The organism is Nocardioides sp. NPDC004968, from assembly GCF_040608935.1.
Taxonomy (GTDB): domain Bacteria; phylum Actinomycetota; class Actinomycetes; order Propionibacteriales; family Nocardioidaceae; genus Nocardioides.
The window spans coordinates 213899-238853 of sequence record NZ_JBEXJF010000002.1 but is presented as its reverse complement, the minus strand read 5'-3'; the positions used below and the strand labels follow the sequence as shown (position 1 = coordinate 238853).

Sequence of the window (24955 nt, the reverse complement as noted above, 5' to 3'; positions counted from 1 at the left end):
CTGCTGGCCGAGGCGGGCACAACCCCCGCGTGGGCGGTCTGCGCCCTGCGACGTCTGGGCAGCTACGACCGTGCCGGGTACCGATCTCTGGCGGGGCTCTCCACGCCGCTGCTGGACGCGCCGTTGAGGTGGATGTCCGACTTCGCGAACCACTCCAAGCCGTGGTTCCTCTTCGCCGGCTTCCTCGCGCTCGTCGGCGGGCGCGAGGGGCGACGTGCCGCGCTCACCGGACTCGCGGCTGTCGGCGCCGCGTCCCTGGTGGTGAACCAACCCATGAAACGCGCCTGCGTACGCGCCCGTCCCGACTGGGATGCTCTCCGGGTCCCGCAGCAGCGCCGGGTGCGGATGCCGTCCTCGGCGTCGTTTCCATCGGGCCACTCCGCGTCGGCGGCCGCTTTCGCGGTTGCGGTCGGCGACCTGCTGCCGGCGCATCGGCTGCCGTTGCGGGCCGCGGCCTCGATCGTGGCGATCTCCCGCGTGTACACGGGGGTGCACTACCCGAGCGACGTTCTCGTCGGAGCGGCGGTGGGCGCCCTGCTCGGGCGGTTGGCGTCGCGTACGGTGCGCCGCCTGGGTGTGCCCGACGCCGACTAGCGATCTACTGCAGCGCCGCGGTCAGTCTCATCACGTTGTCCAGGTACGCCGCGCCGCGGGAACGTGTCAGCCAGTCCTCGAGGAGCAACTCCTTGGAGATCGACCGGTAGTGGTCCTCGACCTTGCGCATCTCGGTGACGACCTCGGGTCCGAGAAGCATCAACGAGACCTCATAGTTCAGCCCGAAGGAACGCATGTCCATGTTGCTCGATCCCAGAACCGCGACGTCGTCGTCGACACTGAAGAACTTCGAGTGCAGGATCGCCGGCGCCGGGTACAGATAGATTCGTACGCCCGCGCGCAGCAACGCCTCGTAGTAGGAGCACTGGGCGTGGTAGACCATGAACTGGTCTCCGGCCTCGCTCACGAACAGCTCGACCTCGACGCCTCGTTGAGCGGCCGTGGTGATGGCGTACAGGAGCGACTCGTCGGGCACGAAGTAGGGACTGGTGATCGACAGCCGGCGTTGTGCCGAGTACAGCAACAGCGTGAACACGCGCAGGTTGTTCTCCGTCGAGAAACCCGGCCCGCTCGGGATCACCTGCGCCTCGATCTCGCCGGCCGGGGTCGGTACCGTGCCGAGCTCGTCGATCAGCTTGACCTCCGTCTCGCTGTACCAGTCGGTGCAGAAGAGCAGGTTGAGAGCGCTGACCGCCGGTCCTTCGACGCGGGCCACCAGTTCCTTCCACTCACGGCCCAGCTTGTGGTTCGCGGGCTTGTTGTATCCGGGCTCGATCAGGTTCTGCGAGCCGGCGAACGCCACCATCCCGTCGATCACCAGGATCTTGCGGTGGTTGCGCAGGTCCGGCCGGCGTTTGAACGGTGCGATCGGCAGCATCGGGTGCCACTCGATGCCGGATGCGTCCAGCCGGGCGGTGAACTCCTTGTACCCCGGGATGCCCTTGGATCCGAGGTGGTCGAAGAGCAGGCGGACCGTCACCCCGCGATCGACGGCACGCGCCAGCGCCTCGTAGAAGGGGCCGGTCACGTCGTCCCACGCGGTGATGTAGAACTCGACGTGCACCCAGGTGGTGGCCTTGTCGATCTCGGCGGTCATCGCCGCGATGGACTCGGTATAGACCGAGAAGAGGTCGACCCGGTTGCCGGGCGTCACCGGCTGCGCGCCCAGGTTGCGGCTCAGCGTTGCCACCGAACGTACGTACGCCGGTCCGGGGAAGTCGCTCTCGAGCGTGGGCACGTGCGCCGTTCGCTCCGCCACGCGCGCGTTGACCTCGGCCTGCTGTTCGTTGCGACGGCGCCCGAGCTTGGTTCGCCCCAGGACGAGGAAGATCACCCATCCGAAGAGCGGCAGGACCAGGATCAGGAGCAGCCAGGCCATGCCGCTGGACGGTCGCCGGTTCTTGGGCACCACACCCAACGCGACGATCTTCAACGCAAGGTCGATCAGGTAGAGGGAAACGGCGATCCATGTGGCCATGCTCGGAAGTCTGGTGCCCGCCCGGCCGCGCGTCCTCACCCAACATGCGTGAAGACTGACGCTCTGGCCAGCCCAGGGCGAGTGCTCAGCAGGTTTCCTGGACGTCCGTGATGAGAGTCCGTACGTCGCTGCCAAACGTGGAGAGCGCGGTCGCGGCGGCGCTCAGAGTGGCGGCGGAAGCGCTCGCCTTGGCCGCGTCGACGCTCTCGGTGAGCGCGTCGAAGCTGGCCTGGACGGTGTCGATCTGGCTGGAGAACTCGGTCTTCGCGTCGGACTTGACGTCGGACAGATCCGACCCGATGGCAGTGAGTCCGCTCTCCAGGTCGCCCAACGCGCCCGAGGAGGACACGTCGATGTCCCGCACCTCGTCGACCGACGTCTGGAGGTCGTCGACGGAGCTGCACACAGCGGCTTGGTCCTCGCCGCACCCGGTCAGCGATGTGGCCAGCGCCAGTGTCAGAGCGGCGATGGGGATGAGCTTCATGGTGGCTCCTTCGATGGGTGCGGCCCCTGAACGATGTGGGGCCCATCATTCGCGGGGACGGGTCCGCCTTCGTCACACAGAAGACGTGAACATCGTCGACCGGGGCCTCGGTCTCCCCGGCGAGCGCGCTTCACCAGATCTGCATGATGCGGACTGAACCGCGGTGCGGGTGAATGAGGCGTACGGACGGCGAATCGAAGGGTCGCGGTCAACTCAGAACGAGCCGGAAGGATGGTCCGGAGTGCACTACGCCGATCGACTCCACCGCTTGGCCATCAACCAGACGGACTGGTCCGAAGACCCCACCTACGCGGCCGACGAAGCGTGGCTCGAACCCACGCTGGATGCCCGAACCCTGGCTCTGGTCCGACTGGCCGCACTGGTTGCGGTCGGGGGTGAGGTCCCCTCCTACGGCGCCGCCGCAGACGCTGCCGTCGACGCCGGCGCGAGCGCTGCCGAGGTCGTCGACGTACTGGTCGGTGTCCTTCCCGTCATCGGTACGGCACGCGTGGTCGCAGCCGCTCCCCGGCTGGCGATGGCGCTCGGATATGACACCGACGCGCTCGAGCAGGAGCACCCGGCCGGGACAGGAGATCCCCATGAAGCACGCCTCCACCACCGCCCCTAGCGAGCTTCGGGCCCGATCGTTCGCCTGGACCCTGCTGATGGGTGTCGCCGCGCTGACGATCGCGCTGGCCGGGGTGAGATCCGTCGCCGACATCATCGGGCCGGTCCTCATGGCTGTGGTCATCACGATCACGTTGCACCCGATCCGCGTGTGGCTGGAACGGGGACGGCTTCCGGGGTGGGCGATCTCAGTTCTCATGCTGGCCGCGGCAGTCCTTCTGCTCTCGGTCTTCGCATTGGCCCTGATGGTGTCGGTCGCCCAGCTGGCCGCCCTGGTGCCCGCGTACGCCGACCAGATCGCGGACGGTGTCGCGAACGCCGGGAACACCTTGCGGGACGCGGGGGTCAAGCAGGAGCAGATCGACGCCGTGGTGAACGCGTTCGACCCGGGCCAGATCATCGACGTGGCCATGTCGGTGCTCTCCGGCACCCTCGGCCTGGTCACCGATCTGTTCTTCCTGATCACGGTGCTGCTGTTCATGGCCTTCGACACCGACTCCACGCGCCGTAGCCTGAAGGGCTTGGGTGACCGGTTTCCCGACCCGGTCGCCGCACTGGACAGCTTCGCCCACGGCACCCGCAACTACATGGGTGTCTCGGCAAGCTTCGGGCTGGTCGTCGCCGTCATCGACGGGGTCGCCCTGTACCTGCTGGACGTCCCCGGAGCCTTCGTGTGGGCCGTGCTGGCATTCGTCACCAACTTCATCCCGAACGTCGGGTTCATCATCGGCGTCATCCCACCAGCCCTCATCGCCCTGCTCGACGGCGGGCTGGGCCTGATGATCACCGTCATCCTCGTCTACTGCGTCATCAACTTCGTGATCCAATCCATCATCCAGCCTCGTGTGGTGGGCGACTCGGTCGGTCTCTCGCCGACGTTGACGTTCCTCTCGCTGGTCTTCTGGACCTGGGTGATCGGACCGGTCGGCGCACTGCTCGCCGTCCCGTGCACTCTGCTCACCAAGGCCCTCTTGGTCGAGGCCGACCCGCGCGGCAGGTGGGCCCTGCCCCTGATCTCAGGGAAGCCGGACACAGAGCCGGGGCCGGAGCAGTCCCGCCCGGCCGAGCTTCAGCCTGAGGGAACGCCAGAATGAGATCGGCATGGACTCGAACGACGGAACTCCGTCCTCGGACAGCCAGACAGGCCCAGCCGCCGAGCCGGCCGAGGATGCAGCCCGGGCCCGCGCCGAAGCCGCCCTGGGGCGTATGCCGTTCGGGTTGCAGCGGCGCCTGGGATGGCTGCTCGACAGGCGGCCGGGACGGATGTTCCTGCGGGCGGCCGCGGGGCTCCGCCGGATCGAGGTGTTCGACCGGTCGATGACCATCGCGGCCCAGTTCTTCACCTCCGTACTCCCGGTACTCATCCTGATCGCCGCCCTGGGCTCGAACAGCGACAGGTTCACCGACGCGATCGAGATGCCGGAACAGTCCCGGCAGGTACTCGAGGGCGCCGTCGACAGCGGTGGTGCAGCGTTCGGCATCGTCGGAGCCATCTTCGTGCTCGTCTCGGCGACCAGCCTGTCTCGCGCGCTGACCCGCGCCTTCGCGGCGATCTGGGGACTTCCGCGCCCACCGACCAGACTGCGGTCAGCCTGGCGGTGGCTGGCCGTCGTCCTGGTCTTCGCGCTCTCCCTGGTCGTCGTCCGTGCGGCCGGCGAGCCCCTCGGCTCTCTCCCCCCTCGTGAGCTGTGGCCACGGGTGGTCTCGTTCACCTGGGACGTCGCCGTCGCGGCGTTCATCCCCTGGGCGCTGCTCGCCGGCGCCGTTCGCGCCCGGATGCTGATGCCGGGTGCGCTGCTGTTCGCTCTCCTGATGATCACAGTTCGCCCCGCCACCCAGGCATGGCTCCCCGGGGCGCTCGAGGCAAGCGCCGACCGGTACGGATCCATCGGCGTCGCCTTCACCTACCTGACCTGGCTCTACGTCGCCTCCTTCTGCTTCCTCACGACCGCGCTGGTGGGCCAGGTGTTCGCGACCGAACCCGGATTGCTCGGTCGACGCGTCCGGCGGTGATGAGGCCCTCAGCCCCGCTGAGCCACGATCCGCCCGTCGGCGACCGCACGACGCAGCGCTGCGTAGTCCCGCTCGTTCTGGTCGGCGTACGCCTCGGCGAACGTCGAGACCGCCCGATCGAACCGATCACCAGAGCCGAGATAGCTCGCGATGGCGACCGGGTCACCGGAGCGCGCATGAGCCCTTGCCAGCGTCGACCCACAAATCCGGGCGTAGCCGGTCATGGAAGTGGGGTCCATCGCCTCCACGATCGCCGAACCCTTGCCGTCCCACAGTTGCCGGACGATGAAGTCTCGCTCGACGCCGTCGAACCCTTTCGCCTTCACCCAGCCGAGCATCACGTCGCTCGCGGACTGCATCAGTCGCTGCCCCTCGACGACCCGCTGACCGTGGCTGGTGTACGCGCTCTTGCCGAGGAAGGGTTCCAGGACCGATGCCTGGGCCTCCTTGGCCTGGAGGAACAGCGGGTCCTGGTCGTCGTTGCCGACCAGCAGCACGATCCAGGAGCGGGTGCCGACGCTGCCCACCCCGACCACCTTGCGTGCGGCGTCGGTGAAGCGGAACCCCTCGAGGAGGTGCCGATAATCCCCACGCAGGGTCCGGCGGTAGGTGCGCAGGAGGCCATGGAGTGTGTCTTCGACCTCCTGGACCTCCTTGTCGGGCATCAGGTCCTGGACCCTCACGATCGTCGGAGGATCGTTGATCAGGCGCGGGCGTCCATCCACGATCTCCACGAGCTTGGAGAAGGCCTTGATGCTGTTCTTCGACTGGGCCTTGGCCACGTTCTTGCGGAAGCGCTTGAGGTGCTTGGCCTTGACCTGCGAGCTCATCACGGCTTCCAGCTCGTCCACGTCCAAGCGGGCGTACCACACGTCGAGCTTGCGCATCTGTGCCAGATCCTGCATCGCCTCTCGGTAGGACGATGCGGCGGCCAGGTTGACGGCCCTGCGCTCGGCATCGTCGAACTCACGATCACGCCCCGCGACCGCGAAGCTCGCCACCATTCGCTTGACGTCCCACTCGAAAGGGCCCGGCAAGGTCTCGTCGAAGTCGTTGAGGTCGAAGACCAGGCGCCGGTCCGGTGCTGCGAACGACCCGAAGTTCGACAGGTGCGCGTCGCCGCACAGCTGGACCTTCAGGTCCGTGCGCGGCGCACTCGCCAGATCTGCCGCCATCAGGTAGGCGGAACCACGGTAGAACGTGAACGGGGACGCCAGCATCCTGCCGTAGCGGAGCGGCACGAGCTCTTGCACCCGACTGGCACCTTGCTCCTCGAGGAGGCCGACAGGGTCGGCCCGGTCGGGCGCCGGCTGCCACTCGCCGTGCACCGACCGCGGGAGCTCCGCTCGCGCCCCTTGGCCCAAGGAAGCGCGCTCCGCCAGCGTGAGGTAATGGGATCTACGTGCCCGGGTCCTGATCGCGCTCATCAGTCCATGTCACCTCACACGCCCGCCATCGGCATCACGCAGCCTGTGTGACGCGTCGGCGGCTGCGTGATGCCGATGACGCGCCTAGGGCAGTTCGACGCGCCGCGACGCCTCCGTCTGGACGACGGACGAGTCAACCGCTCGACCAGCCGCGATGAGGCCGAGCCAGACCACCATCAGGGGGAACGCGGTGATGGCCAACGGAGCCTCGCCAACCACTGGCGCAGTGACCGCGTGAACGGCAAGGCTGGCGCCGAGCAGGGTCCCCGTCACCCGCGCAGCAGGTCGCAACCCACCAGAAGCGTTGACGATCCAGACGGCGGCCGCGATGTGCACGCCCAAGCGAAACGCCCACACGATGTCGTCATCCAGGCCGTTGATGCCAGCGACGTTGAGCGCGGTGTCACAGAAGATCCAGACGTATCCCGCGGCCTTCGCCCAGTCCGGCGCCGGCAGCGCGACGACAAGTGGCACAAGAGCCAGGTGGTAGACGACGCCGGAGAGGTCGCCCGCATAGGTCTGCCCGGCCCCCGTCAGGACGAACATGCCGACCCAGCCCAGGGCCGAGACCGCCGCAAATGCGCGAGCTCGCGTGGAGAGGTAGATCGATTCCATGGCGCAGGTCCCTTCGTCCGGGGCCAGACGGCGTCGGCCCTGGCGATAAATTTACACCGACTGTAAGTTTACGGCAACTAGACGCTTGTATGCTTGAACCATGGTTGAGCACGCACCCGCAAAGGCTTCGGGTCCGACTGGGCTGCGAGAGCGCAAGAAGCGGGAGACGCGCCAGCACATCTCGAACACCGCGACGGCCCTGTTCCTGGAGCATGGGTTCGACCAGGTGCGGGTGGCGGACGTGGCCGCTGCGTGCGACGTGTCGGAGAAGACGGTCTACAACTACTTCGCGAACAAGGAGTCGCTGGTGTTCGACCGCGAACCCGCGATGGCCGCGCTGATCCGCGAAGCGCTCGGCCCGGACGGCGTGGGGAAGACCCCGGTGGAAGCGATCGTCGAGGTGATCGGCAAGGAGATCGAACTCCTGTTTGCGCAGCGAGAGGGGGACGACAGCGACTTCCAGCGCGTCTCCCGCTTCCTCGACATGATCGAGGAGTCCCCTTCTCTGCGAACCGCGCAACGTGACCTCATGGACCACCTTGCACAAGTCGCTGCATCAGCCATGGCGCACCGTGCGGGACTGGACCCCTTGGACCCGGAACCTCAAGCGGCAGCCAGTGCGCTCATCGGCATCTGGTCGGTGTCGATGCGCGCCCTCCGGCGCGAGGCTTCCAACGCCGACGGCCCGTCCGGAGCCCGCGCCGCCGTCCTGGCGGACACCCGAAGAGCTGCCCGGCTCATCGGCGCCGGACTCGCCTCGTTCGCCACGACGGCAAGGGATCAGTAGTACCAGGGGTACGGCGACCAGTCGGGCTCGCGCTTCTCCAGGAACTGGTCGCGGCCCTCCTGGGCCTCGTCCGTCATGTACGCCAGGCGGGTGGTCTCACCGGCGAACATCTGCTGGCCGACGAGACCATCGTCGAGGAGGTTGAAGGCGTACTTCAGCATCCGCTGGGCCGTGGGCGACTTGCCGTTGATCTTGCGGCCCCACTCGAGCGCGACGTCCTCGAGCTCGGCGTGCGGGACGGCGCGGTTGACGGTGCCCATGCGTACGCCGTCCTCGGCCGAGTACTCCTCGGCGAGGAAGAAGATCTCGCGGGCGAACTTCTGGCCGACCTGGCGGGCGAGGTAGGCGGAGCCGTAGCCACCGTCGAAGCTCCCGACATCGGCGTCGGTCTGCTTGAAACGCCCGTGCTCGGCGCTCGCGATCGTCAGGTCGCACACCACGTGGAGGGAGTGGCCGCCGCCGGCGGTCCAGCCGGGGACGACGCAGATGACGACCTTGGGCATGAAGCGGATCAGTCGCTGGCACTCCAGGATGTGCAGCCGGGCGAGCTTGGCCTTGTCGATCGGGGTGGGCTCCTCCGCGCCGGTCCGGCCGGCGGCGTACGCCTCGGTCTCCTCGTACTGGTAGCCGGCCTTGCCGCGGATGCGCTGGTCGCCGCCGGTGCAGAAGGAGTGCTTGCCGTTCTTGACCGAGGGGCCGTTGCCGGTGAGGAGGACGCAGCCGACGTCGGCGGAGATCCGGGCGTGCTCCAGCACGCGGAGGAGCTCGTCGACGGTGTGCGGGCGGAAGGCGTTGAGTACGTCGGGGCGGTCGAAGGCGATGCGTACGGTGCCGTGCTCCTTGGCCCGGTGATAGGTCAGGTCGGTCAGATCCTCGAAGCCGGGGACCTCGTCCCAGCGGCTCGGGTCGAACGTGTCGGAGACTCCTTCGATGGCGCTCATGAGGGTGAGGCTATCCGGGCTCGGAATAGCCCGCGTCCCCGGCTGTTGTAGTGAGCATGACCGAACTGCAAGGTGAATATGTCCCGAGCACGGCCGACTGGGTGCGCGAGCAGGTTGCCGCGTTCGAGGCCTCCGACGGCGCCGAGGCCAACGTCCTCGAGCGCGATGGCAAGCCGATCATCCTGATCACCAACCGCGGGGCGAAGACCGGCGCGATCCGCAAGACCCCGCTGATGCGCGTCGAGCGCGACGGCCGCTACCTCGCCGTGGCGTCGCTGGGTGGCAGCGACAAGAACCCCGCCTGGGTCGCCAACTTCCGCAAGTACCCCGACACGGTGCTCCAGGACGGCGGCACCAAGAAGGCGTACGTCGCCCGCGAGCTCTCCGGGGCCGAGCGTGACGAGTGGTGGGACTACGCCGTGAAGACCTGGCCGACGTACGGCGAATACCAGCCCAACACGTCCCGGATCTTCCCGCTCTTCCTGCTGGAGCCGGCAGGCGTTTAGCTCGCCAGTTGACGGGTGTGTAACCGGGACAGTGCCACGGCTGTCGGTTCGCGACGCTAGGGTCGTGGCCATGCCGTTCCTGCTACGCGTCGAGCTGCCCGACATCCCGGGTTCCCTCGGTCGCCTCGCCTCCGCCATCGGTGAAGCCGGTGGCGATATCGAGGCGATCGAGATCGTCGAGAAGAACAAAGTCGACGGGAGAGCTGTCGACGATGTGCTCCTCGAGACCCAACCGGGAACGATGCCGGACTCCATCGTGTCGGCGTGCAACGAGCTCGACGGCGTCCACGTCGTCTGGATCTCCCGCTACGCCGCCGGCGGCAACCTCTTCCTCGACCTCGAGGCCGTCGAGGACCTCACCGAGAACGCCCTCGAGGCGCTCGACCGGCTCGTGGACGTGCTGCCGCTGACCTTCCGTGCCGACTGGGCCATCCGCGTCCACCGCGTCAAGGGCATCAGCCGCGCCACCGACGGCTCACCCGAGAACGTCCCCTTCATCGAGCTCGACCGCCCCGAGCGGATCGAGGTCGAGGGTGAGGACGAGAACATGTTCGCCGGCGCCCGCATCGACGGCAACGAGATCGTCATCATCGGCCGCCGCGGCGGCCCCGACTTCCTCGACTCCGAGCTCGCCCGCCTCGGCCACCTCGCCTCCCTCGCCACCTCCATCGCCCGGTCCTGACGCAGCTCAGTGCCCGAGGCGCTGGCGGAGGCCGGAGGCGCGCTGGGCTCGGCGGGTGATCGCGGCGGCGACGGCGTCGGCGGTGCCGACGATGCGTACGCGCTCCTGGGCCCGGGTCACCGCGGTGTAGAAGAGCTCGCGGGTGAGCAGGGGCGAGTCGTCGGGCGGGAGCAGGACGGTGACGGACCTGGCCTGGCTGCCCTGAGACTTGTGGACGGTCATCGCGTGCAGGGTCTCGATGTCACCGAGCCGTGAGGGCGCGTACGTCGCACCGCCCGCGATGGCGACGCGGAGGTCGCCGCCGGCGTCGGTGTAGGTGACCCCGGTGTCGCCGTTGAAGAGACCGAGGCCGTAGTCGTTGGCGGTGACGAGGACCGGCCGGCCCGGATAACACTCGTGACCCCAGCCGATGCCGAGCGGCTCACCGGTGGTCTCGGCGAGGCCGCGCTCGATCTGCCGGTTCCAGTGGGCGACACCCCACGGCCCGTCGCGGTGGGCGCAGAGAAGGCGCGACTCGTCGAGCATCCGTACGCAGCGCTCCGCGTCGCCCGCGAGGGCAGCCTCGTGAAGAGCCGCGGCGTGAGCGACCAGGCCGCGCTCGACCTCCGCCACCCGGGCCTCGTTGGCAGGGTCGACGAGCTCGACCGCGGGGTCGCCGGACTTCAGCACGTCGAGCGCCGCATCCGCGTCGCCGACCCGCAGCGCCTCGGCGAGGGCGCCGATCGCGCCACCGAAGCGATGGGTGATGCGGAGCGCGGCGACGGCGTCGGGCGAGCGCACCGCGAGGCCGGCGACGAGGTCGGAGAGCACCGCGCCGGCCTCGACGCTCGCCAGCTGGTCGGGGTCGCCGACGAGGATCAGCCGCGCCTCGGGACGTACTGCCTCGAGGAGCCGGGCCATCATCGTCAGCGAGACCATGCTCGTCTCGTCGACGACGATCACGTCGTGCGGAAGGCGGTTGGTGCGGTGGTGCTTGAACCGCGTCGACGAGCCGGGTCGCCAACCGAGCAGCCGGTGGAGGGTCGATGCGGTCAGGCCGTAGAGCCGGGCGCGGTCGTCATCGGTGAACTGCGACGCCCGCTGGGCACCCTCGACCGCCTCCTGCAGCCGCGCGGCCGCCTTGCCGGTCGGCGCGGTCAGCGCAACCCGCAGCGGGACCTGGGACTGCTCGGTGAGCAGCGCCAGCAACCCGGCGACCGTTGTGGTCTTGCCGGTGCCGGGACCGCCGGTGAGCACCGTCGTCGACTGCCGGGCGGCGGCGAGCGCGGCGGCACGTTGCTCGGCATACCCCTCGCCCGGGAAGAGCCGGGCCGCCGTCGCCTCCAGCAGGGCCTCGTCGGCCACCGGTCGCGGCGAGGCCAGCCGGGCGAGCAGGTCATCGCGTACCTGTCCCTCTTCGCGGTGATAGCGGTCCAGGTAGAGCAGGCCGTCCTCGACCTGCACCAGGGACTGCGCCGCCAGCGGACTGTCGGCGACGGCGTCCAGCCAGCCGGTAGCAGCCGGCCACGGCAAGGTCTCCTCGGTCTCCCGCAGCGCGGTCAGATCGACGCAGACCGATCCGTGCCGAACCGCGCGGACTGCCAGCGCCACCGCCAGTCGCACCTCGTCGCGCTCCTCTCCGGCCAGCGCGGCGGCTCGGGTCGCGACGTGTACGTCCGCCGCGGTCAGCACACCCTCGCGGTTGAACGACGCGAGCAGGCCAGTGGCGGACCGGGCCAGCCGTGCGTCGAAGGGGTCCTCGGACTCCCAGCGCTCGATCATGAGGCCACTCCATCCGGAAGAGTTCCGTCCAGCAGGTCGGACAGCGCGACCGCGAGGGACGCGGGCGGCTGCCAGGTGAAGACGCCGGTCGGGATGCCGTCGACGACGGGGGTGTCTGGGCCGAGCATCCCGCGCACGTAGAGGTAGAGCACGCCACCGAGATGCACCTCGGGGTCGTACCCGGGCAGGCGCCAGCGCAGGAAACGGTGCACGACCGCGGAGTAGAGCAGCGCCTGCAGCGGGTAGTGGGAGTGCAGCATCGCCTCGGCGAGCTTCGGCTGGGTGTAGTCCATCGCTTCCACGCCCAGGAAGTTGGTCTTGTAGTCGACCACCACGAACCGGCCGCTCGGCAGCCGCAGCACCACGTCCACCGAGCCGGTCAGATAGCCCCGCAGCGACTGGTCGCCCAGCGGCGGAGCCTCCAGCCGGTCGGCGTACGTCAGCATCGGGTCGTCCGCCGGAAGGTGCGCCCGTAGCAACGGGGCGAGGTCGCGCAGGCGTACGTCCGGCGCGCCGGGCGCGTGAGTGTCGCCGCCCGCCAACGGAATCTCGAAGTCGAGCTCGCGCAGCCGGTCGCGCAATGGGATCTCGGCCAGCGTCAGCCCATCTGCGAGCGGGCCGAGCGAGGTCAGGTTGAGCGGCAGGATCGCGGTCGCGAGGTCCTCGGCCGAGGCCGGCACCGGCCACCAGCGGAGCTGCTCGCGGGTCCTCGTCAGCAGCTCTTCGCCCAGGTCAGAGGCCTGAGGGTCGGTGTGCTCCAGGACCGCGTGGACCAGCGACCCGAAGCCGGCGCCCTTGGGCAGCTCGGCCATCGGCGAAAGAAGTTCCTCCTCCGCGGGAGTCTCGACGAGATCGACGTCCTCGGCGATGGGCTCGTCGTCCTTGCCCTCGACCTCCGGCTCCGAGGTCGCCGCGACGCCCTCGTCGACCCGGATGAGCCCCGAGTAGGACGTACGCCGCCACTCCGCGTCCACCTCGCGGGTGAACGGCCGCGCGGCGAGCCTGCCGGGCGGCGCTTCTCGCACCGGCGGCGCTGTTGTCACCGGCACCGCTTCCTCGGCCACCGGACCGCCGTGGCGCGCGACATTGCTCAGCAGACTTGCCGCGTCCTCGTCGCTCGGCACAGCGATGTTGTCAGGAACCGCCGCTTGGCCAGGACCTCGCCCGAACAGCAGCCGGTGCAGTCCGCCGGTGGCCGTGTTGGCCGTCGGCGCCCACCACGCGACGACCTGCGACTGCGCCCGGGTCAGCGCGACGTACAGATCTCGCAGCTCCTCCCCCAGCTCCTCGGCCTGGTGTCTGGCCAGGTGCTGGGCCCACTGCGCGCCGGTCCGGGAGACGTCGATCGTCCGCTGCCCCGAGGCGTCGTGGAACCGGGCGACCTCCGGGTCGCGCACGAAGAAGTCGTAGGCGAAGGGCAGGTAGACGATCGGGTACTGCAGGCCCTTGGACCCGTGCACCGTGACGATCTGCACCGCTGCGGCGTCCGAGTCGAGCCGCCGCGGTCGCTCGGCGGCGGCAGAACGCCGGCGCTCGTCACGGAACCAGGCGAGCAGCGCCGGCAGTCCGAGCGAGTCGCGCACCGAGATGTCGTGGAGCAGCTGCCCCAGATGACGTACGTCGGTGAGCAGCCGGTCCCCGTCGGTGCGCCGCAGCACGCGCGCGGTGAGACCGCGCTCCTCCGCCGCCTCGATCAGGGCGGCGACGCCTCGGCCACGCAGCAGCAGCGCCCAGCCGCGCAGCGTGTCGGCGATGCGCGAGGTCAGCGCCTCGCCGCCCGCGTCGAGCTCGGTCGCGGTGTAACCGAAGAACACGCTCAGCCCGGCTGCCCGCACCAGCGGCGTCCGGTGGGGTGAGTCGAGCGCCTGCAACAGCGCGAGCCAGTCCTCGCCGGCGGGAGTCAGGAAGACGTCACCGCCGCCGGCCATCACCGCCGGGATGCCGTGCTCCTGCAGCACGCGCTGGACGAGCAGCCCGTGGGAGCGCACCGCGACGATGACTGCGACGTCCCCGGCCTTGACCGGAGCATCGCACCACGTGGCCCCGGAGCCGAGCAGCTCGGCGATGTCACCGGCGAGGTCCCGGGCGATGTGGGTGCGCGCGTCACCGGCGGTGATCATCTTGCCGCGGGTGAGCTTGAAGCCGCGGCGCGCGACCCTTCTGATCCGGAACGGTGAGGGATTCGGGGCCCCGACCAGCCGGGACCCGGAGTGATGGGCCTTCACGTCGTGGACGACGATCTCGGGAGAGCCCAGCGCCGCGCCTCGCAGGACCACCTGGAGCCGCTCGACCAGCGGGGCGTCGCTGCGCCAGTTGGTGTCGAGCGTCGCCTGCGTCTCGGCGGCTCGGGCGGCGGTCAGGTAGGTGAAGACGTCGCCACCACGGAAAGCGTAGATCGCCTGCTTCGGGTCACCGATGAGCACGAGCGTGGCGTGGCCCTCGAAGGCCCGGGAGACCACCTGCCACTGCACCGGGTCGGTGTCCTGGAACTCGTCGACCAGGACGATCCGCCACCGCTGTCGCATCCGCGCCCGCGCCGGCGCCGACGGGTCCTCGAGCGCGACCGCGAGCCGGGAGAGCAGGTCGTCGTAGGACAGGACGCCGCGCATCTGCTTGCGCCGGTCGACCTCGTCCCGCACCGCCTCGGCGAACCGCACCCGCGCGCCCGCGACCGGGTCCTCGGCCGGCGCCGGGGCAAGCACCGACTGCGGGTCCTCGACCGCGGTGCGCGCCAGGCTCAGTGCATCGTCGCGGTCGAACGGCGGTCGCTCCCGAGCCTCGCCGAACCACTTCAGATAGAGGTCGTCGACGACCTCCACGACCAGCTCGTCGAGCGACTCGACCAGCTCGGCACCGGCGTCGGTGTCGCCGGCCACCCCCAGCGAGCGCAGCACGAGTTGGCAGAACTGGTGGGTCGTCGCGATCGTCGCGCCGTCGAAGGAAGCGAGTGCGTCGCGCACGCGCTCGTGGCGTACCCGGATCTCTTCGTCGGACACGTCCAGCAGCAGCTCGAGGTGGGCGTCGAGCGGGGTCGGACGCTGCCCGGCGACGGCGGCCGCGAAGGCTCGCTCCGCCTCGACCAGGTGGGAGCGCACCCGGTCGCGCAGCTCCTGGGAGGCGGCGCGGCCGAAGGTGATCGCCAGGATCTCGTCGAGCGTCGCCTCGCCCTCTACGACGTAGCGGGTGACCAGGGCACCGATGGTGAACGTCTTTCCGGTGCCGGCCGACGCCTCGATCAGCGTGGTGCCGGTCGGGAGGGGACCGGTCAGGTCGAATCCGTCCATCACCAGCTCCCCTGCTCGGCCTTGAGCAACGGCGACCAGACCCGCATCGCAAGCGCGCCGAAGCGGGTCGTCTCCCCGTCGAACTCCTCGCCGGCCTCCGGCGGGTCACCGAGCCCGGGGATCCCGGATCCCTTGCCCCAGGCCCTCACCTGCTCCACATCGGACTCCTCGCCCTCGAACCGTCCGTCCTTCCAGTCCCAGCCGGCCTTGTAGAGCGCGTCGTCGGGGCTCGCCTGGGTCCGGCGCTGGCGAGCGTAGGTCAGCGAGGTCTTCAGCGGAATCGGCAGCGGCGCGGAGAGCCCCCGGTCGCGCAATCGCACCAGGTCACGCAGCACATCGACCGCGGTGTGGTCGAGCGGCCCGAGCTGGGAGAGCCCGTACGGCGTACGCGACCGGGAGTTGCCCGGCCGACCCAGCGTCCAGGCGCTCCAGGCCCGGTCCTCGTCGGAGGCGGCCAGCGCGACCAGCTGCACCCACGACTCGATCCGCTGCTTGGCGCCCAGGCGGGAGTACGTCACCGGAGCCAGCCGGTCGCCGTAGACCTGTGGGACGGTGCCGGTCAGGCGCCGCCCGTCACCGAGGTCGACCTCGACGTCGACGGCCCGCGCCTGCCCGGTGGAGATGCCCGCCTGCCGCACCCGCAGCGCCTCGGCCGCGATCGGCTTCGCCTTGGTGATCACGTCGGTGAGGATGCGCCAGCCCAGCCACTTCGGAGGCAGTACGCCGCGCCGCCACTCCTGCTGGGTCGCCTGCTCCTCAGACATCCCTGCCAGCAGGTCGTGGAGCAACCGGTCGCCCACCGACCACTGCCCCAGGCCGTCGAGCTCGACCGGCAGACCGTCGGAGAGCGGGTCGTCATCACGCGGCAGCGCCAGGTCCAGCCGGTCGCGGAAGAACGCGCGCACCGGCGCGCGGTAGAAGGCCAGCAGCTCCTCGAGCGTCAGGTCTCCGGCGGCGGCCGGTGCCAGCGGGCCGGGCAGGAACTCCGGCGGCTCGACGCGGTCGGAGACCGCGGCGAGAGCGCCGGCCTCGGCGGCCTTGTCGAAGGAGAAGGAGTGTCCGGGGACCAGCACCCCGGGCGTCAGGTTGCGCGGGTCGAACGGCTGCAGCGGGTGCCTGGTCGTCACGACCTCCTTGACCGGCCTGCCATCAGCGGAGACGGCGGTCGCGTCCAGCGTGTCCAGCAGTTCCCCCAGCGGCACTGCGGGCGGCCGCGGCTGGCCCGAGTACTCGTTGGCGCCCGTGTAGGTCACCACCAGCGTCTCGGTCGCGGCAAGCAGCGCGTCGAGGAACAGCTGCCGGTCCTCGCTGCGCAGGTCGCGCTCCCCGGTCTGCGGGTCGCGGGCCAGCAGGTCGTCGCCGTCGGTGATCCCGACCCTCGGGAACACCCCGTCGTCCATGCCGAGCAGGCAGACCACCCGATGGGGCACCGACCGCATCGGCACCAGCGTGGAGACGGTCAGCGTGCCGGTGCGGAAGTTGGCACGCGTCGCCCGGCCGGCCAGTCGCGCCCCCAACAGCGCCCGTACGTCGGGCAGTCGCAGCTCGTCGACCTCCTGCCCCGCGGCGGCGTCCCTCACCCGGGACAGCTCCCGTGTCACCTGGCCCGACTGCCATTCGTCGTTGGTCGAGACCGACGTCAGCGCGGCGACACCCTCCTCGATCACCTTCAGCCAGTGCCTCAGCGGATGCACCCCGGCCAGCTCGTCGGTCACGTCCTGCAGTCGATCGACGAGCTCGGCGAACTTACCGGCCAGCTCGACGCTGCCACTTCCCACGTCGTCCAACGGCAGGGTCGTGTCCAGCCAGGTCGCCGAGTCCTCGGACATCGCGACCCCGGTGAGGATCCGGTCCATCCCGAAGCGCCAGGTGTTGGCGACGTACGTCTCCAGCCCGAAGGGCTCGCGGTGCTCCGCATCGAAGCCCCATCTGATCCCGGCGTCCTTGGCCCAGTCCTCGAGCTGCTCCAGGGCGTCGTCGTTGAGCCCGAACCGGCGCCGCACCGGATCGAGATGAGCAAGATCGAGTACGTCGCTCACCCCCGCCCGGCCGCCGGCCAGGTCGAGCAGCCGGGTGGCCACGTCCAGCAGCGGGTTCGTACGCGTCAACGACCGGTCCGCCAGCTTCACCCGCAGCCGGTGAGCGGGGTGTCCGGTCTCGCCGGTCATCTCCCCCAGCCCGAACCCGGCCTCGATCAGCGGCGCGAAGGTCTCGATGTCAGGGCACATCACCAGGACGTCCCGCGGCTCCAGCGTCGGGTCGTCCTCGAGCAGCCCCAGCAGCACCTCGCGCAGCACCTCCACCTGCCGCGCCTCGCCGTGGCAGGCATGCACCTGGATCGAGCGGTCTTCGGGCTCGATCACCCGTCCGGCACTCTCGCCGACCGTGTTGCCCCGGACGTCCTCCTGCAACCACGAAAGCAGCCCCCCGCTCGTTGAGCCGCCGGAGCCGCTATGCGAAGGCGTGTCGAAACCAACACAGTCGCTCTCAGACGCGAGCCCCGCGAGACCTCGCTGCAGCTCCCGCGTATCCCGCCCCAGCGTCGCCAGCAACGGATGCCCGACCGCATCGTGCGACCGGTCCGCCGTCCGCGCGACCGTCCCGTCCAGCCCGGCGAGCGCCTCCCAGAGCGCCTCGGAGGGATGCGGCAGCCACAGGTGCACCTCCCGGTGCTCCCCCAGCGCCGCGACGAGCTCGATGTCGGTCGCCGAGAGCCGGGTGTGCCCGAACAAGGAGACCCGCTCCGGCAGCTCGAACTCGCGAGGCTTCTCCTTCAGCCGCGCGACCGTCGCCGCCTGCCGCTCCACCGGCGTCGGCCCACCGACCAGCCCGGCAACGGCCCGCCACAACGGCGGCTGCCACGCCAGATCCTCGGCGATCTCCGCCCCGAGCCCGTCCGTGTCCTGCCCCGCACTCCAGTCGGCGACCACCCCCGGCCGCTGGTCCGCGTACCCAGCGAACAACCGCGCCAGCCGACGGGCCAATGCCAGCCGCCGCCCCCGCCGACGTACGCCTTCCTCCGTCGTATCCCCGTGACCCAGATGCATCGCGAGCGGCCTGGCCCAGGGCTCGTCCAGCGATGCGTCGATCGCCGCCAGCACCGGCCAGGTCAGCGACTCCGGCGCCCAGGGATCCTCATCCCCCGTGCCCGCGACCTCAGCGAACAGCGACCAGGGAGACCGGAAGTCGACCCCCGCACAGATCCCGTCCGCACGCCCGTCCGCAGCCCCCAGCCGATGCGAGAGCCGCTGCGACAACCACCGCTCCACCCCCCGCGCCGGCACCACCACGACCTCCGTCGCGAACGGATCCCCCAACGGCACCGACAACAGCTCACCGAGCGAGTCGGCGAGCAGATCGGTCCGCGGCGCGCGGTGCAGATGTACGACCACAGACCGCAACCTATCGGTGACCGCCGACATCAGATCGCTGGACTCGGGCCTACCTACTGAGGCCGTCAGGTCGTCCCCGCCTTGAAGCCCGCCACCACGAGGCTGAAGTCGATCAGTCCTCGAACTTGAACGACGGCATCACCTGGTTGATGTACCCGTCGATCTCCTCGCGGGTTGCGAGTTCGGCGTTGAACGCCCAAGCAACCGTAACCTCTGAGCCATCGATCACGGTCCCGTACGTGTCGAGAGAGTCGATGCCACCATGAAGTTCGCGAATATGGAAGAACGTCTGTCCACCGAACTCGACGTTCTCGAGTCGCTTCGCGTCAGAACCAGCGACGTTGAGTCGCCCCTCGGCTAGTTCCTCGGTGTCTCCGGCGAGTGTGATGTCGGCGTTGAAGGTCCCTGTTCCATACGAAGTGCCCGATGAATCCACGGGAGTACCGAGGGTGGCACGCTCGGTCTTGGACGGAGCCGTCACGTCCCAGCCTGACGGCACGTGGAGTTGAGCGCGATTCACTTCGACGACTTGTCCTTCAGCAGTCGACACGTCGCTGCTTGACTCAGCCGGTACAGCCGACGAGGTGCGCGACGAAACCAGCGAGTCCTCTACGCTGCCGCAACTGGCGAAAGTAACGCCCGTCAACGCGGACATCGCGACGGCAACGATTCGAGCAGTGCTGCGACTCGTCCGAGATGGAGTCATCCGTTGAGCGTAGCCGACCATGGCCTCAGACGACCGCCCGCAGTTGAACTCGCTCAGCCCTTGTACTTGAACGACGGCATCACCTGGTGGACCAGCTCATCGATCTGCTTCGGGCTTGCCAGGTCGTTGAGGAACGTCCACGCCACAGTGACCGCTGAGCCTTCGATGACCGCCCCAAAAGTGTCAATCGTGTTCGTGTCGTTTCCCTCGCGGACATGGAAGAACGCGACACCGCCAAACTCGGCATCGGCCAAACGCTTCGCCCCAGGCTGCTTCAGCGTATTGGCGGCCAGGGCTTCGGTGTTTTCGGAGAGCGTGATGTCCGCATCCAAGAGTGCGAAACCAGGCGAATAGCCCAGATCGTCCTTGGGCGCACTGATGATGACCCTCGACGACTGCGCCGGCTCGACCTTCCAATCAGCAGGAGCTGCCAGTTGGGCGCCATTGACCTCCGCTACCTGTAACCCCGCGGGCGCCTCGGTGCTCGTCGCGGATTCCTCGGCCACTGGCGACGAAGTCGTTCCATCCGGCTCGTCGCCAGCACCTCCACATGCTCCAACTGCGGCGGCAACGAGGCCAGAAACAACGACCGCGACGAAGCGGCGGGCAGCGAGATCTCGCCGAGATGACGTCACGCTTCGAGACCGCCCTCAGCCCTCGAACTTGAACGTCGACATCAACTGGTCGATCCACCCGTCGATCTGCTCGGGACTGGCGAGATCCTTGATGAACGTCCACTCCAACGCCACTTGCGAGCCGTCAACGAGCGCTCCATAGGAATCGAACCTGTTGACGTCCGTCTGCTCCCGAATGTGGTAGAAGGTCACGCCGCCGTACTTAACGTCAGGAAGGCGCTTGCCATCAGACCCTGCCGCTTTGAGCCGAGCCACTGCAAGTTCCTCGGTGTCTTCGGCAAGACTGACATCGTCAACGTCGAACACCGCGCCACCGGCCGAGCCGCCGTCGTCGGCTGGCGGGTCGATGATCCAATGCGGGTCGGTGAACTCAACCTTCCAATCTGCGGGCGCGGTGACCTGCGCACCTTCCAAGTCAGCCACCTGCGGCTCACCGGCAGCATCAGATGTCTCCTGAGTTGCAGACGGAGAGGCGCTTGTCGGTTCAGATGGGCCATCGCTACCGCCACCGCAGGCGCAGAGGACGACAGAGGCAGTTGCTGCCATGGTGATTGCGGCCAGCCGCCGAGTGGTGAGGCCCCGCCGAGATGCAGTCATGACCGAGAGAATAGTCGGTACGCACCCAAGCAGTGATTGACCGTGACCGATGCGGGCGGCCGTGTTTACACTTTGCAGACCGCGCATTCACAGCCTCGGGAGGCCCCCAAATGACAGGTCCACGCTCGACAGGTCTCGATGAGGCCAAAGTCAACAAGATCAAGCACGTCCTCACCGAAACGAAGGTTGAGATCGACAAGATCCACGTCGACAAGCCTGGGGCTGGGTCCCTAGGGGGCAGCAGCACGGCGGGGACCCTTGAGGATCTGATGAATCGAGCCACCGAACGGATCAACTCAGCGCTCTCAGAGACCTCCGATGCGCTGATTGCCTTCGTCGACGGTCTCGACCTCGCGGTGCGTGCCGTCAAGGACGCCGATGAGCAAGCAAAGGTGAACTTCAATAACAACATGACGGCAGCAGTTGACATGATCGAAAAGCCCTTCTTCGAAAATCTGATGAAGGACGACCGACCCGACATGCCCGGCATCCAGCTCCCGTTCTTCCCATTGTCACCCGACGCTCTACAGGAGATCGCGTCCCGCTCTGAGTTCGGCCAGAACAAGGAGACGGACCAGTGAGCGCAGTCAAGGGGACGATGATGATCGTGCTCAAGGAGTACGTCGCCAAGGCGAGCCCAGAGGAAGTTGAGTCCCGGCTGAGTCAGTGGCGAGACGCCCGCCAGCAGTTGGCGGAGGCCGCTGCCAACCTGGACCTTGCGGCCAGCAAGGTTGGCGAAGCGTTCCAAGACACCTCACTCACGACTGCGGCCGCCCAAAGGGCCTTCAAGGACGCATCGAGCGGCTTGACTAGGAAGACCGATCAACTCGACGCGGCCATCGACGCACTGGGCGACGCCAGAGCAACTACGAGGCGGGCCAAGACAATTCACGACCAACTCGAGGCGTCCCTCCCCGCCACTCATGGTCCTGCTCCCGACCCCTCGAATCCGAAGTACTCCCAATCCGGCACCGGTGTCGACGCCGCCCAAGCAACTCAGAACCAGAAGGCGCTCCAAGCAGACCGCGCTGCCCACGCTGCCCGAGAGCAGGCGATCGCCGACGCCGAGGCCGCAGCGGCACAGCAGATCAACCAGATCGACGAAAGCAACTACACCGCCGAGCCGCCGGTCCGCGCGATCACGGACGAGCCGAGCACCGAGAACAGCAAGCCCCCGGCCGCCCCGTCGTCCTCAGGTTCGTACAGCGAGATCGCAGCATCTCGAGCCCGTATGGCGAAGTACAACTCCGGCACCCTCTACCCCGACGGCTGGGGTCACGAGCTGATCGCCCAGGAGAAGGCGAACATCGAAGCGCACCAGGCGGAGAACAAGCCTGAGTGGAACGGCACTCAGTGGGTCAACGCTGACGGCAGCCCGGCACCTTCGACGTCGTACGCGATGGTCGAGACGGCTGACGGGCTTGCCCCTCTCGGCGGCGGCACGAGCGGCATGACCGCGCTCGCAATCGGTGGCGGCGGCGCTCTGCTCGGTGCTGGTGTGGCCAAGGCGCTTGCCAACAAGTTCGCGTCCGGAGCTTCTGCGAAGGCAGCGACGGCCAGCGCGACGTCGAGGTCCGCAACCGCCAGGGCCGGTGCTGCCGGTGCCCGTGCGGGCGGAGCGGGCGCAGGTGCACGCGGAGCTGGGGCCGGCGCACGTGGGGCCGGCGCAGGAGCGGGTGCCCGCGGCGCTGGCGGGCGCGGTGCCCGCGGCGGTCCGACGGGAGCGGGCAGCCGTGGCGGACGCGGCGGAGCCGGCGGTGCCGGCGGCCGGGGCGGCAAGAAGGACGACAAGAGGAACGGCCAGGACCAGGATTGGCAGGCCGATTACACCGACGACTGGACCGAGACGGCGAGCGACGTCCTGGATCCCAACGCGAGCCGCGGCTGGACCCCGAACGCGCCACAAGGTGATGACTCCGGCGCCGACAAGAACGGCCGCAAGCCCTAGTCGGACGAGCACTCGCAGCTGAATCGCCGGCTTTATCCACACCCCGCAATATGTGGATGAGGCCGGCGATCTGCGTTGTCCAGAGGGCTGCCAGCTGCTCAGGCGACGGCGGTCCCCTCGAGCTCGACGAGCTGCCCTGGGATGGCCAGGCGGGTCACGCCGAGCATGGTGGTCGTCGGCGCCACCTGGGCAGCTCCCAAGCGCGACGCGAGGAGGCCGTAGTGCTGGAAGAGCAGGTCGACGTCGGTGGTGTAGACGTTGAGTCGGACCAGGTTGCCGAGGGACATGCCGGCCGCAGAGAGCACGGCTTCCAGGTTGTCGAGACTCAGCCCGAGCTGGGCGGCCATGTCTCCCTCGTACCGGGGCGTGCCGTCAGCGCCCATCGCCGTCTGGCCGGAGCAGTAGAGAGTCCGGGCGTCCCCGGTGACGACCTCCCCTTGGTTGAAGCCCATCTCCAATGACCACGTCACGGGGTTGACGGCCGTTCGTTCGATTGCCACATCAGCTCCATTCCCGCGGGGACCTCCCCCGTCAGTTCCAGCCTGGCAACGAATCACGCCATCTAGTGTCAGGTATCTCGATAAAGTGCTGACGTGCGTGCCGACCGGCTGGTCTCCCTGGTTCTCCTCCTGCGACAGCGGGGGCGGCTGACTGCGGATGTTCTGGCCCGCGAGCTCGAGGTCTCGACGCGTACGGTGCTGCGCGACATCGAGGCGCTGTCCGCAGCGGGGGTCCCGGTCTATGCCGAGCGCGGTCGCTACGGCGGATTCTCGCTGCTGCCCGGGTTCCGGACCGAGCTCACCGGACTGAACCACGACGAAGCCCTCGCCCTCCTCACCGCCGGATCAGGCCGGGGCGAGCGGATCTTCGGACTCGGCTCGGCGCTCGCCTCTGCCATGAGGAAGGTGGTCGACGCACTCCCTGAAAGTCATCAGACGGCTGCCAGCGATGCGGCGCAGCGGTTCCTCTTCGATCCCGAGACCGATCTGCTCTCCCGTCGCCTGGACGTCGACGAGGTTTCCAAGGAGGCGATGGCCGAGATACGCCAGGCGGTCCTCGTCGGGCACAAGCTGCGCCTCCACTACGCTTCACGCGGCCAGGCGCCCCGCGGGTGCATCGTCGACCCGATCGGCCTGGTCACGGTGCGCGAGAAGGGCTACCTGCTGGCCACCGAGTCCGGCATCGACCGCACCTTCCGGATGTCACGGGTCGTCGAGGCGTACGAGCTTCCTGAACGGGCGCAGCGAGCGGATGACGTCGACCTCGAACGCATGTGGGCGGAACGCTGTGCGCAGTTCCTCTCCGAGGGCCACATCGCCGTCCAGGTTCGGGTGGACCCGGCACGCCGCGACCAGCTGCTGGACATGGCGGAGGCCGTCCGCGCTGAGGAGCCCGACCCCGATGGCTGGCTTCGTCTCGAAGTCACTTTCCAGGATCTATGGCACGCGGAGTGGGCGATGTGGCAGCTCGGCACCAATGTCGAATCGCTCGGTCCGCAGGAGCTGCGCGTGGCCTTGTATCAGCGTGCGCAGACCGTCGCCGACCGATATCGGGACCGCCCGTGACCCGGCCTACGCCACCTTGTTCATCTCACCGGTGTGCTCGATGTCCTCGTCGAGCTGGTGGCGAGCTTCGGGGTGGCCGTGGAAGCGGTGGTAGGAGTAGCCCAGGATGGCGAGGGCGATGATGCACGATCCCAACAGCGTGACGCCGGTCCACGCGCCACCGAGCAGCCAGAAGGTTGCCTCGAGGGGCCACCAGTGCGGCGCGGGCGGGCTGATCAGGAAGATGACGCCGACAGCACCGATGGAGAGCGCCCCCAGCGTCGAGGCCACGATGCGCGGCCAGGTCTCGACGCCCTCGGCGACACCGCGCATGGCGCGGAGGCGGACCGGCTCGACATAGCGGCGAGCCCAGGCGTACTGGCGGGAGAGCACGGCCAGCCCCCCGAAGAGCATCAACAGCCCAGGCCCCGGCAACACCATCGCGGCGATACCGGCGACCACGAGCAGCCACCCAACGGTCTCGTAGGCGAGCCGCTTCGCTGCGGCTCCTGCGAGGGACTTCATGCCAATAGCCTGCCATTCGGGGACAACCCCGAGAACCACTAGGGGAATTTTACGCCTCATGCGGCCAGGTCGTACTTGACACCCTCAGGGCTCGGGAAGGTCAACCAGAGAACCGCGAGGACGATGTCACCGATCACAGGTACGACCAGGATCAGCTGCCACCACCCCGAACGGTTGATGTCGTGCAGCCGCCGCGCACCGAGCGCGATGGTCGGCACGAACGCCACCAGCCCGTAGAGACCGATCACGAGGCTCACCACCTCGTCTCGCGCCAGTACGAGGACGATGAGCATCAGAAGGTTCACGAGCATCGGCCAGAGCAGCTCGGTGCGGCTGGCTCGACCCGAGAATGTCGCGTACTTCTTCCAGAACCGCGCGTACGCCTCGGTGATCGAGGCCGCACGAAGCGGCTGGCTCAAGGGGATCGTCACGGGCAGGAACCTTAGGTG

24 protein-coding genes are annotated in these 24955 nt (G+C 68.7%); 10 read left to right on the top strand and 14 right to left on the bottom strand.

Annotated elements, in window-relative coordinates:
- Positions 1–132 precede the first annotated feature (132 nt).
- Positions 133–594, top strand: coding sequence for a phosphatase PAP2 family protein (locus ABZU72_RS03635; RefSeq protein WP_355017547.1), 462 nt, complete (start codon positions 133–135; stop codon positions 592–594).
- A 4-nt stretch (positions 595–598) separates the two neighbouring features.
- On the opposite strand, the gene cls is transcribed toward ABZU72_RS03635, so the two are convergent.
- Positions 599–2032, bottom strand: coding sequence for a cardiolipin synthase (gene cls / locus ABZU72_RS03630; RefSeq protein ID WP_355017546.1), 1434 nt, complete (start codon positions 2030–2032; stop codon positions 599–601).
- A gap of 85 nt (positions 2033–2117) precedes the next feature.
- The gene (locus ABZU72_RS03625; RefSeq protein ID WP_355017545.1) at positions 2118–2516 is read right to left on the bottom strand and encodes a hypothetical protein; all 399 of its coding nucleotides are present in this window, start codon (positions 2514–2516) and stop codon (positions 2118–2120) included.
- A gap of 268 nt (positions 2517–2784) precedes the next feature.
- Between ABZU72_RS03625 and ABZU72_RS03620 the strand changes: the two genes are divergently transcribed.
- The 3 genes from ABZU72_RS03620 to ABZU72_RS03610 are packed head-to-tail and all read left to right on the top strand — an operon-like array spanning position 2785 to position 5156.
- Positions 2785–3144: a carboxymuconolactone decarboxylase family protein gene (locus tag ABZU72_RS03620; protein WP_355017544.1), complete on the top strand. Its 360-nt coding sequence runs from the start codon at positions 2785–2787 to the stop codon at positions 3142–3144.
- A complete protein-coding gene (locus ABZU72_RS03615; protein ID WP_355017543.1) occupies positions 3116–4237 on the top strand; it encodes an AI-2E family transporter in 1122 nt (373 codons plus the stop codon). The genes ABZU72_RS03620 and ABZU72_RS03615 overlap by 29 nt, the downstream gene beginning before the upstream one ends.
- A 7-nt stretch (positions 4238–4244) precedes the next feature.
- Positions 4245–5156, top strand: coding sequence for a YhjD/YihY/BrkB family envelope integrity protein (locus ABZU72_RS03610; protein WP_355017542.1), 912 nt, complete (start codon positions 4245–4247; stop codon positions 5154–5156).
- Between the two features lie 8 nt (positions 5157–5164).
- Here the strand turns inward: ABZU72_RS03610 and ABZU72_RS03605 are convergent, their stop codons facing one another.
- Positions 5165–6583 carry a DUF2252 domain-containing protein gene (locus ABZU72_RS03605; protein ID WP_355017541.1) on the bottom strand — a complete coding sequence of 473 codons (1419 nt, stop codon included), beginning with the start codon at positions 6581–6583 and terminating at the stop codon, positions 5165–5167.
- A gap of 84 nt (positions 6584–6667) precedes the next feature.
- Positions 6668–7198, bottom strand: a complete 531-nt coding sequence (locus ABZU72_RS03600) for a hypothetical protein (RefSeq protein WP_355017540.1) — start codon at positions 7196–7198, stop codon at positions 6668–6670.
- Positions 7199–7298: 100 nt separating this feature from the next.
- On the opposite strand from ABZU72_RS03600, the gene ABZU72_RS03595 reads away from it, so the two are divergent.
- Positions 7299–7985, top strand: coding sequence for a TetR/AcrR family transcriptional regulator (locus ABZU72_RS03595; protein ID WP_355017539.1), 687 nt, complete (start codon positions 7299–7301; stop codon positions 7983–7985).
- Here the strand turns inward: ABZU72_RS03595 and ABZU72_RS03590 are convergent.
- Positions 7979–8926 carry a 1,4-dihydroxy-2-naphthoyl-CoA synthase gene (locus ABZU72_RS03590; RefSeq protein WP_355017538.1) on the bottom strand — a complete coding sequence of 316 codons (948 nt, stop codon included), beginning with the start codon at positions 8924–8926 and terminating at the stop codon, positions 7979–7981. The genes ABZU72_RS03595 and ABZU72_RS03590 overlap by 7 nt on opposite strands.
- A gap of 56 nt (positions 8927–8982) precedes the next feature.
- Between ABZU72_RS03590 and ABZU72_RS03585 the strand changes: the two genes are divergently transcribed.
- Positions 8983–9432: a nitroreductase family deazaflavin-dependent oxidoreductase gene (locus ABZU72_RS03585; RefSeq protein WP_355017537.1), complete on the top strand. Its 450-nt coding sequence runs from the start codon at positions 8983–8985 to the stop codon at positions 9430–9432.
- 70 nt (positions 9433–9502) lie between these two features.
- Entirely contained in the window at positions 9503–10114 is a 612-nt protein-coding gene (locus ABZU72_RS03580; RefSeq protein WP_355017536.1) for an amino acid-binding protein, read from the top strand.
- 6 nt (positions 10115–10120) lie between these two features.
- On the opposite strand, the gene recD is transcribed toward ABZU72_RS03580, so the two are convergent.
- The 6 genes from recD to ABZU72_RS03550 form a co-directional block, all read right to left on the bottom strand.
- Positions 10121–11875, bottom strand: a complete 1755-nt coding sequence (recD, locus tag ABZU72_RS03575) for an exodeoxyribonuclease V subunit alpha (protein WP_355017535.1) — start codon at positions 11873–11875, stop codon at positions 10121–10123.
- Complete coding sequence (locus tag ABZU72_RS03570) at positions 11872–15159, bottom strand: UvrD-helicase domain-containing protein (protein ID WP_355017534.1); 3288 nt, start codon at positions 15157–15159, stop codon at positions 11872–11874. Before ABZU72_RS03570 ends, recD begins: the two co-directional genes overlap by 4 nt.
- The gene (gene recC / locus ABZU72_RS03565) at positions 15159–18551 is read right to left on the bottom strand and encodes an exodeoxyribonuclease V subunit gamma (protein WP_355017533.1); all 3393 of its coding nucleotides are present in this window, start codon (positions 18549–18551) and stop codon (positions 15159–15161) included. The genes ABZU72_RS03570 and recC overlap by 1 nt, the downstream gene beginning before the upstream one ends.
- A 112-nt stretch (positions 18552–18663) precedes the next feature.
- Positions 18664–19278 (bottom strand): hypothetical protein, encoded by a 615-nt coding sequence (locus ABZU72_RS03560; RefSeq protein WP_355017532.1) that lies wholly within the window; start codon positions 19276–19278, stop codon positions 18664–18666.
- Positions 19279–19310: 32 nt separating this feature from the next.
- Positions 19311–19763: a hypothetical protein gene (locus ABZU72_RS03555; RefSeq protein WP_355017531.1), complete on the bottom strand. Its 453-nt coding sequence runs from the start codon at positions 19761–19763 to the stop codon at positions 19311–19313.
- Positions 19764–19907: 144 nt separating this feature from the next.
- Positions 19908–20315: a hypothetical protein gene (locus ABZU72_RS03550; RefSeq protein WP_355017530.1), complete on the bottom strand. Its 408-nt coding sequence runs from the start codon at positions 20313–20315 to the stop codon at positions 19908–19910.
- Between the two features lie 284 nt (positions 20316–20599).
- Between ABZU72_RS03550 and ABZU72_RS03545 the strand changes: the two genes are divergently transcribed.
- Together ABZU72_RS03545 and ABZU72_RS03540 are read left to right on the top strand one after the other, a co-directional pair.
- The gene (locus ABZU72_RS03545) at positions 20600–21070 is read left to right on the top strand and encodes a hypothetical protein (RefSeq protein WP_355017529.1); all 471 of its coding nucleotides are present in this window, start codon (positions 20600–20602) and stop codon (positions 21068–21070) included.
- Positions 21067–22437 (top strand): hypothetical protein, encoded by a 1371-nt coding sequence (locus tag ABZU72_RS03540; RefSeq protein WP_355017528.1) that lies wholly within the window; start codon positions 21067–21069, stop codon positions 22435–22437. The genes ABZU72_RS03545 and ABZU72_RS03540 overlap by 4 nt, the downstream gene beginning before the upstream one ends.
- A 98-nt stretch (positions 22438–22535) precedes the next feature.
- Here ABZU72_RS03540 and ABZU72_RS03535 read toward each other — a convergent pair whose 3' ends face one another.
- The gene (locus ABZU72_RS03535) at positions 22536–22931 is read right to left on the bottom strand and encodes a RidA family protein (RefSeq protein ID WP_355017727.1); all 396 of its coding nucleotides are present in this window, start codon (positions 22929–22931) and stop codon (positions 22536–22538) included.
- 99 nt (positions 22932–23030) lie between these two features.
- Here ABZU72_RS03535 and ABZU72_RS03530 point away from each other — a divergent pair, with 99 nt between their 5' ends.
- Complete coding sequence (locus ABZU72_RS03530; protein WP_355017527.1) at positions 23031–24002, top strand: WYL domain-containing protein; 972 nt, start codon at positions 23031–23033, stop codon at positions 24000–24002.
- Between the two features lie 6 nt (positions 24003–24008).
- Here ABZU72_RS03530 and ABZU72_RS03525 read toward each other — a convergent pair whose 3' ends face one another.
- Positions 24009–24506 carry a PGPGW domain-containing protein gene (locus ABZU72_RS03525; RefSeq protein WP_355017526.1) on the bottom strand — a complete coding sequence of 166 codons (498 nt, stop codon included), beginning with the start codon at positions 24504–24506 and terminating at the stop codon, positions 24009–24011.
- 56 nt (positions 24507–24562) lie between these two features.
- Positions 24563–24937 carry a DUF805 domain-containing protein gene (locus ABZU72_RS03520; protein ID WP_160026448.1) on the bottom strand — a complete coding sequence of 125 codons (375 nt, stop codon included), beginning with the start codon at positions 24935–24937 and terminating at the stop codon, positions 24563–24565.
- Positions 24938–24955: the final 18 nt, after the last annotated feature.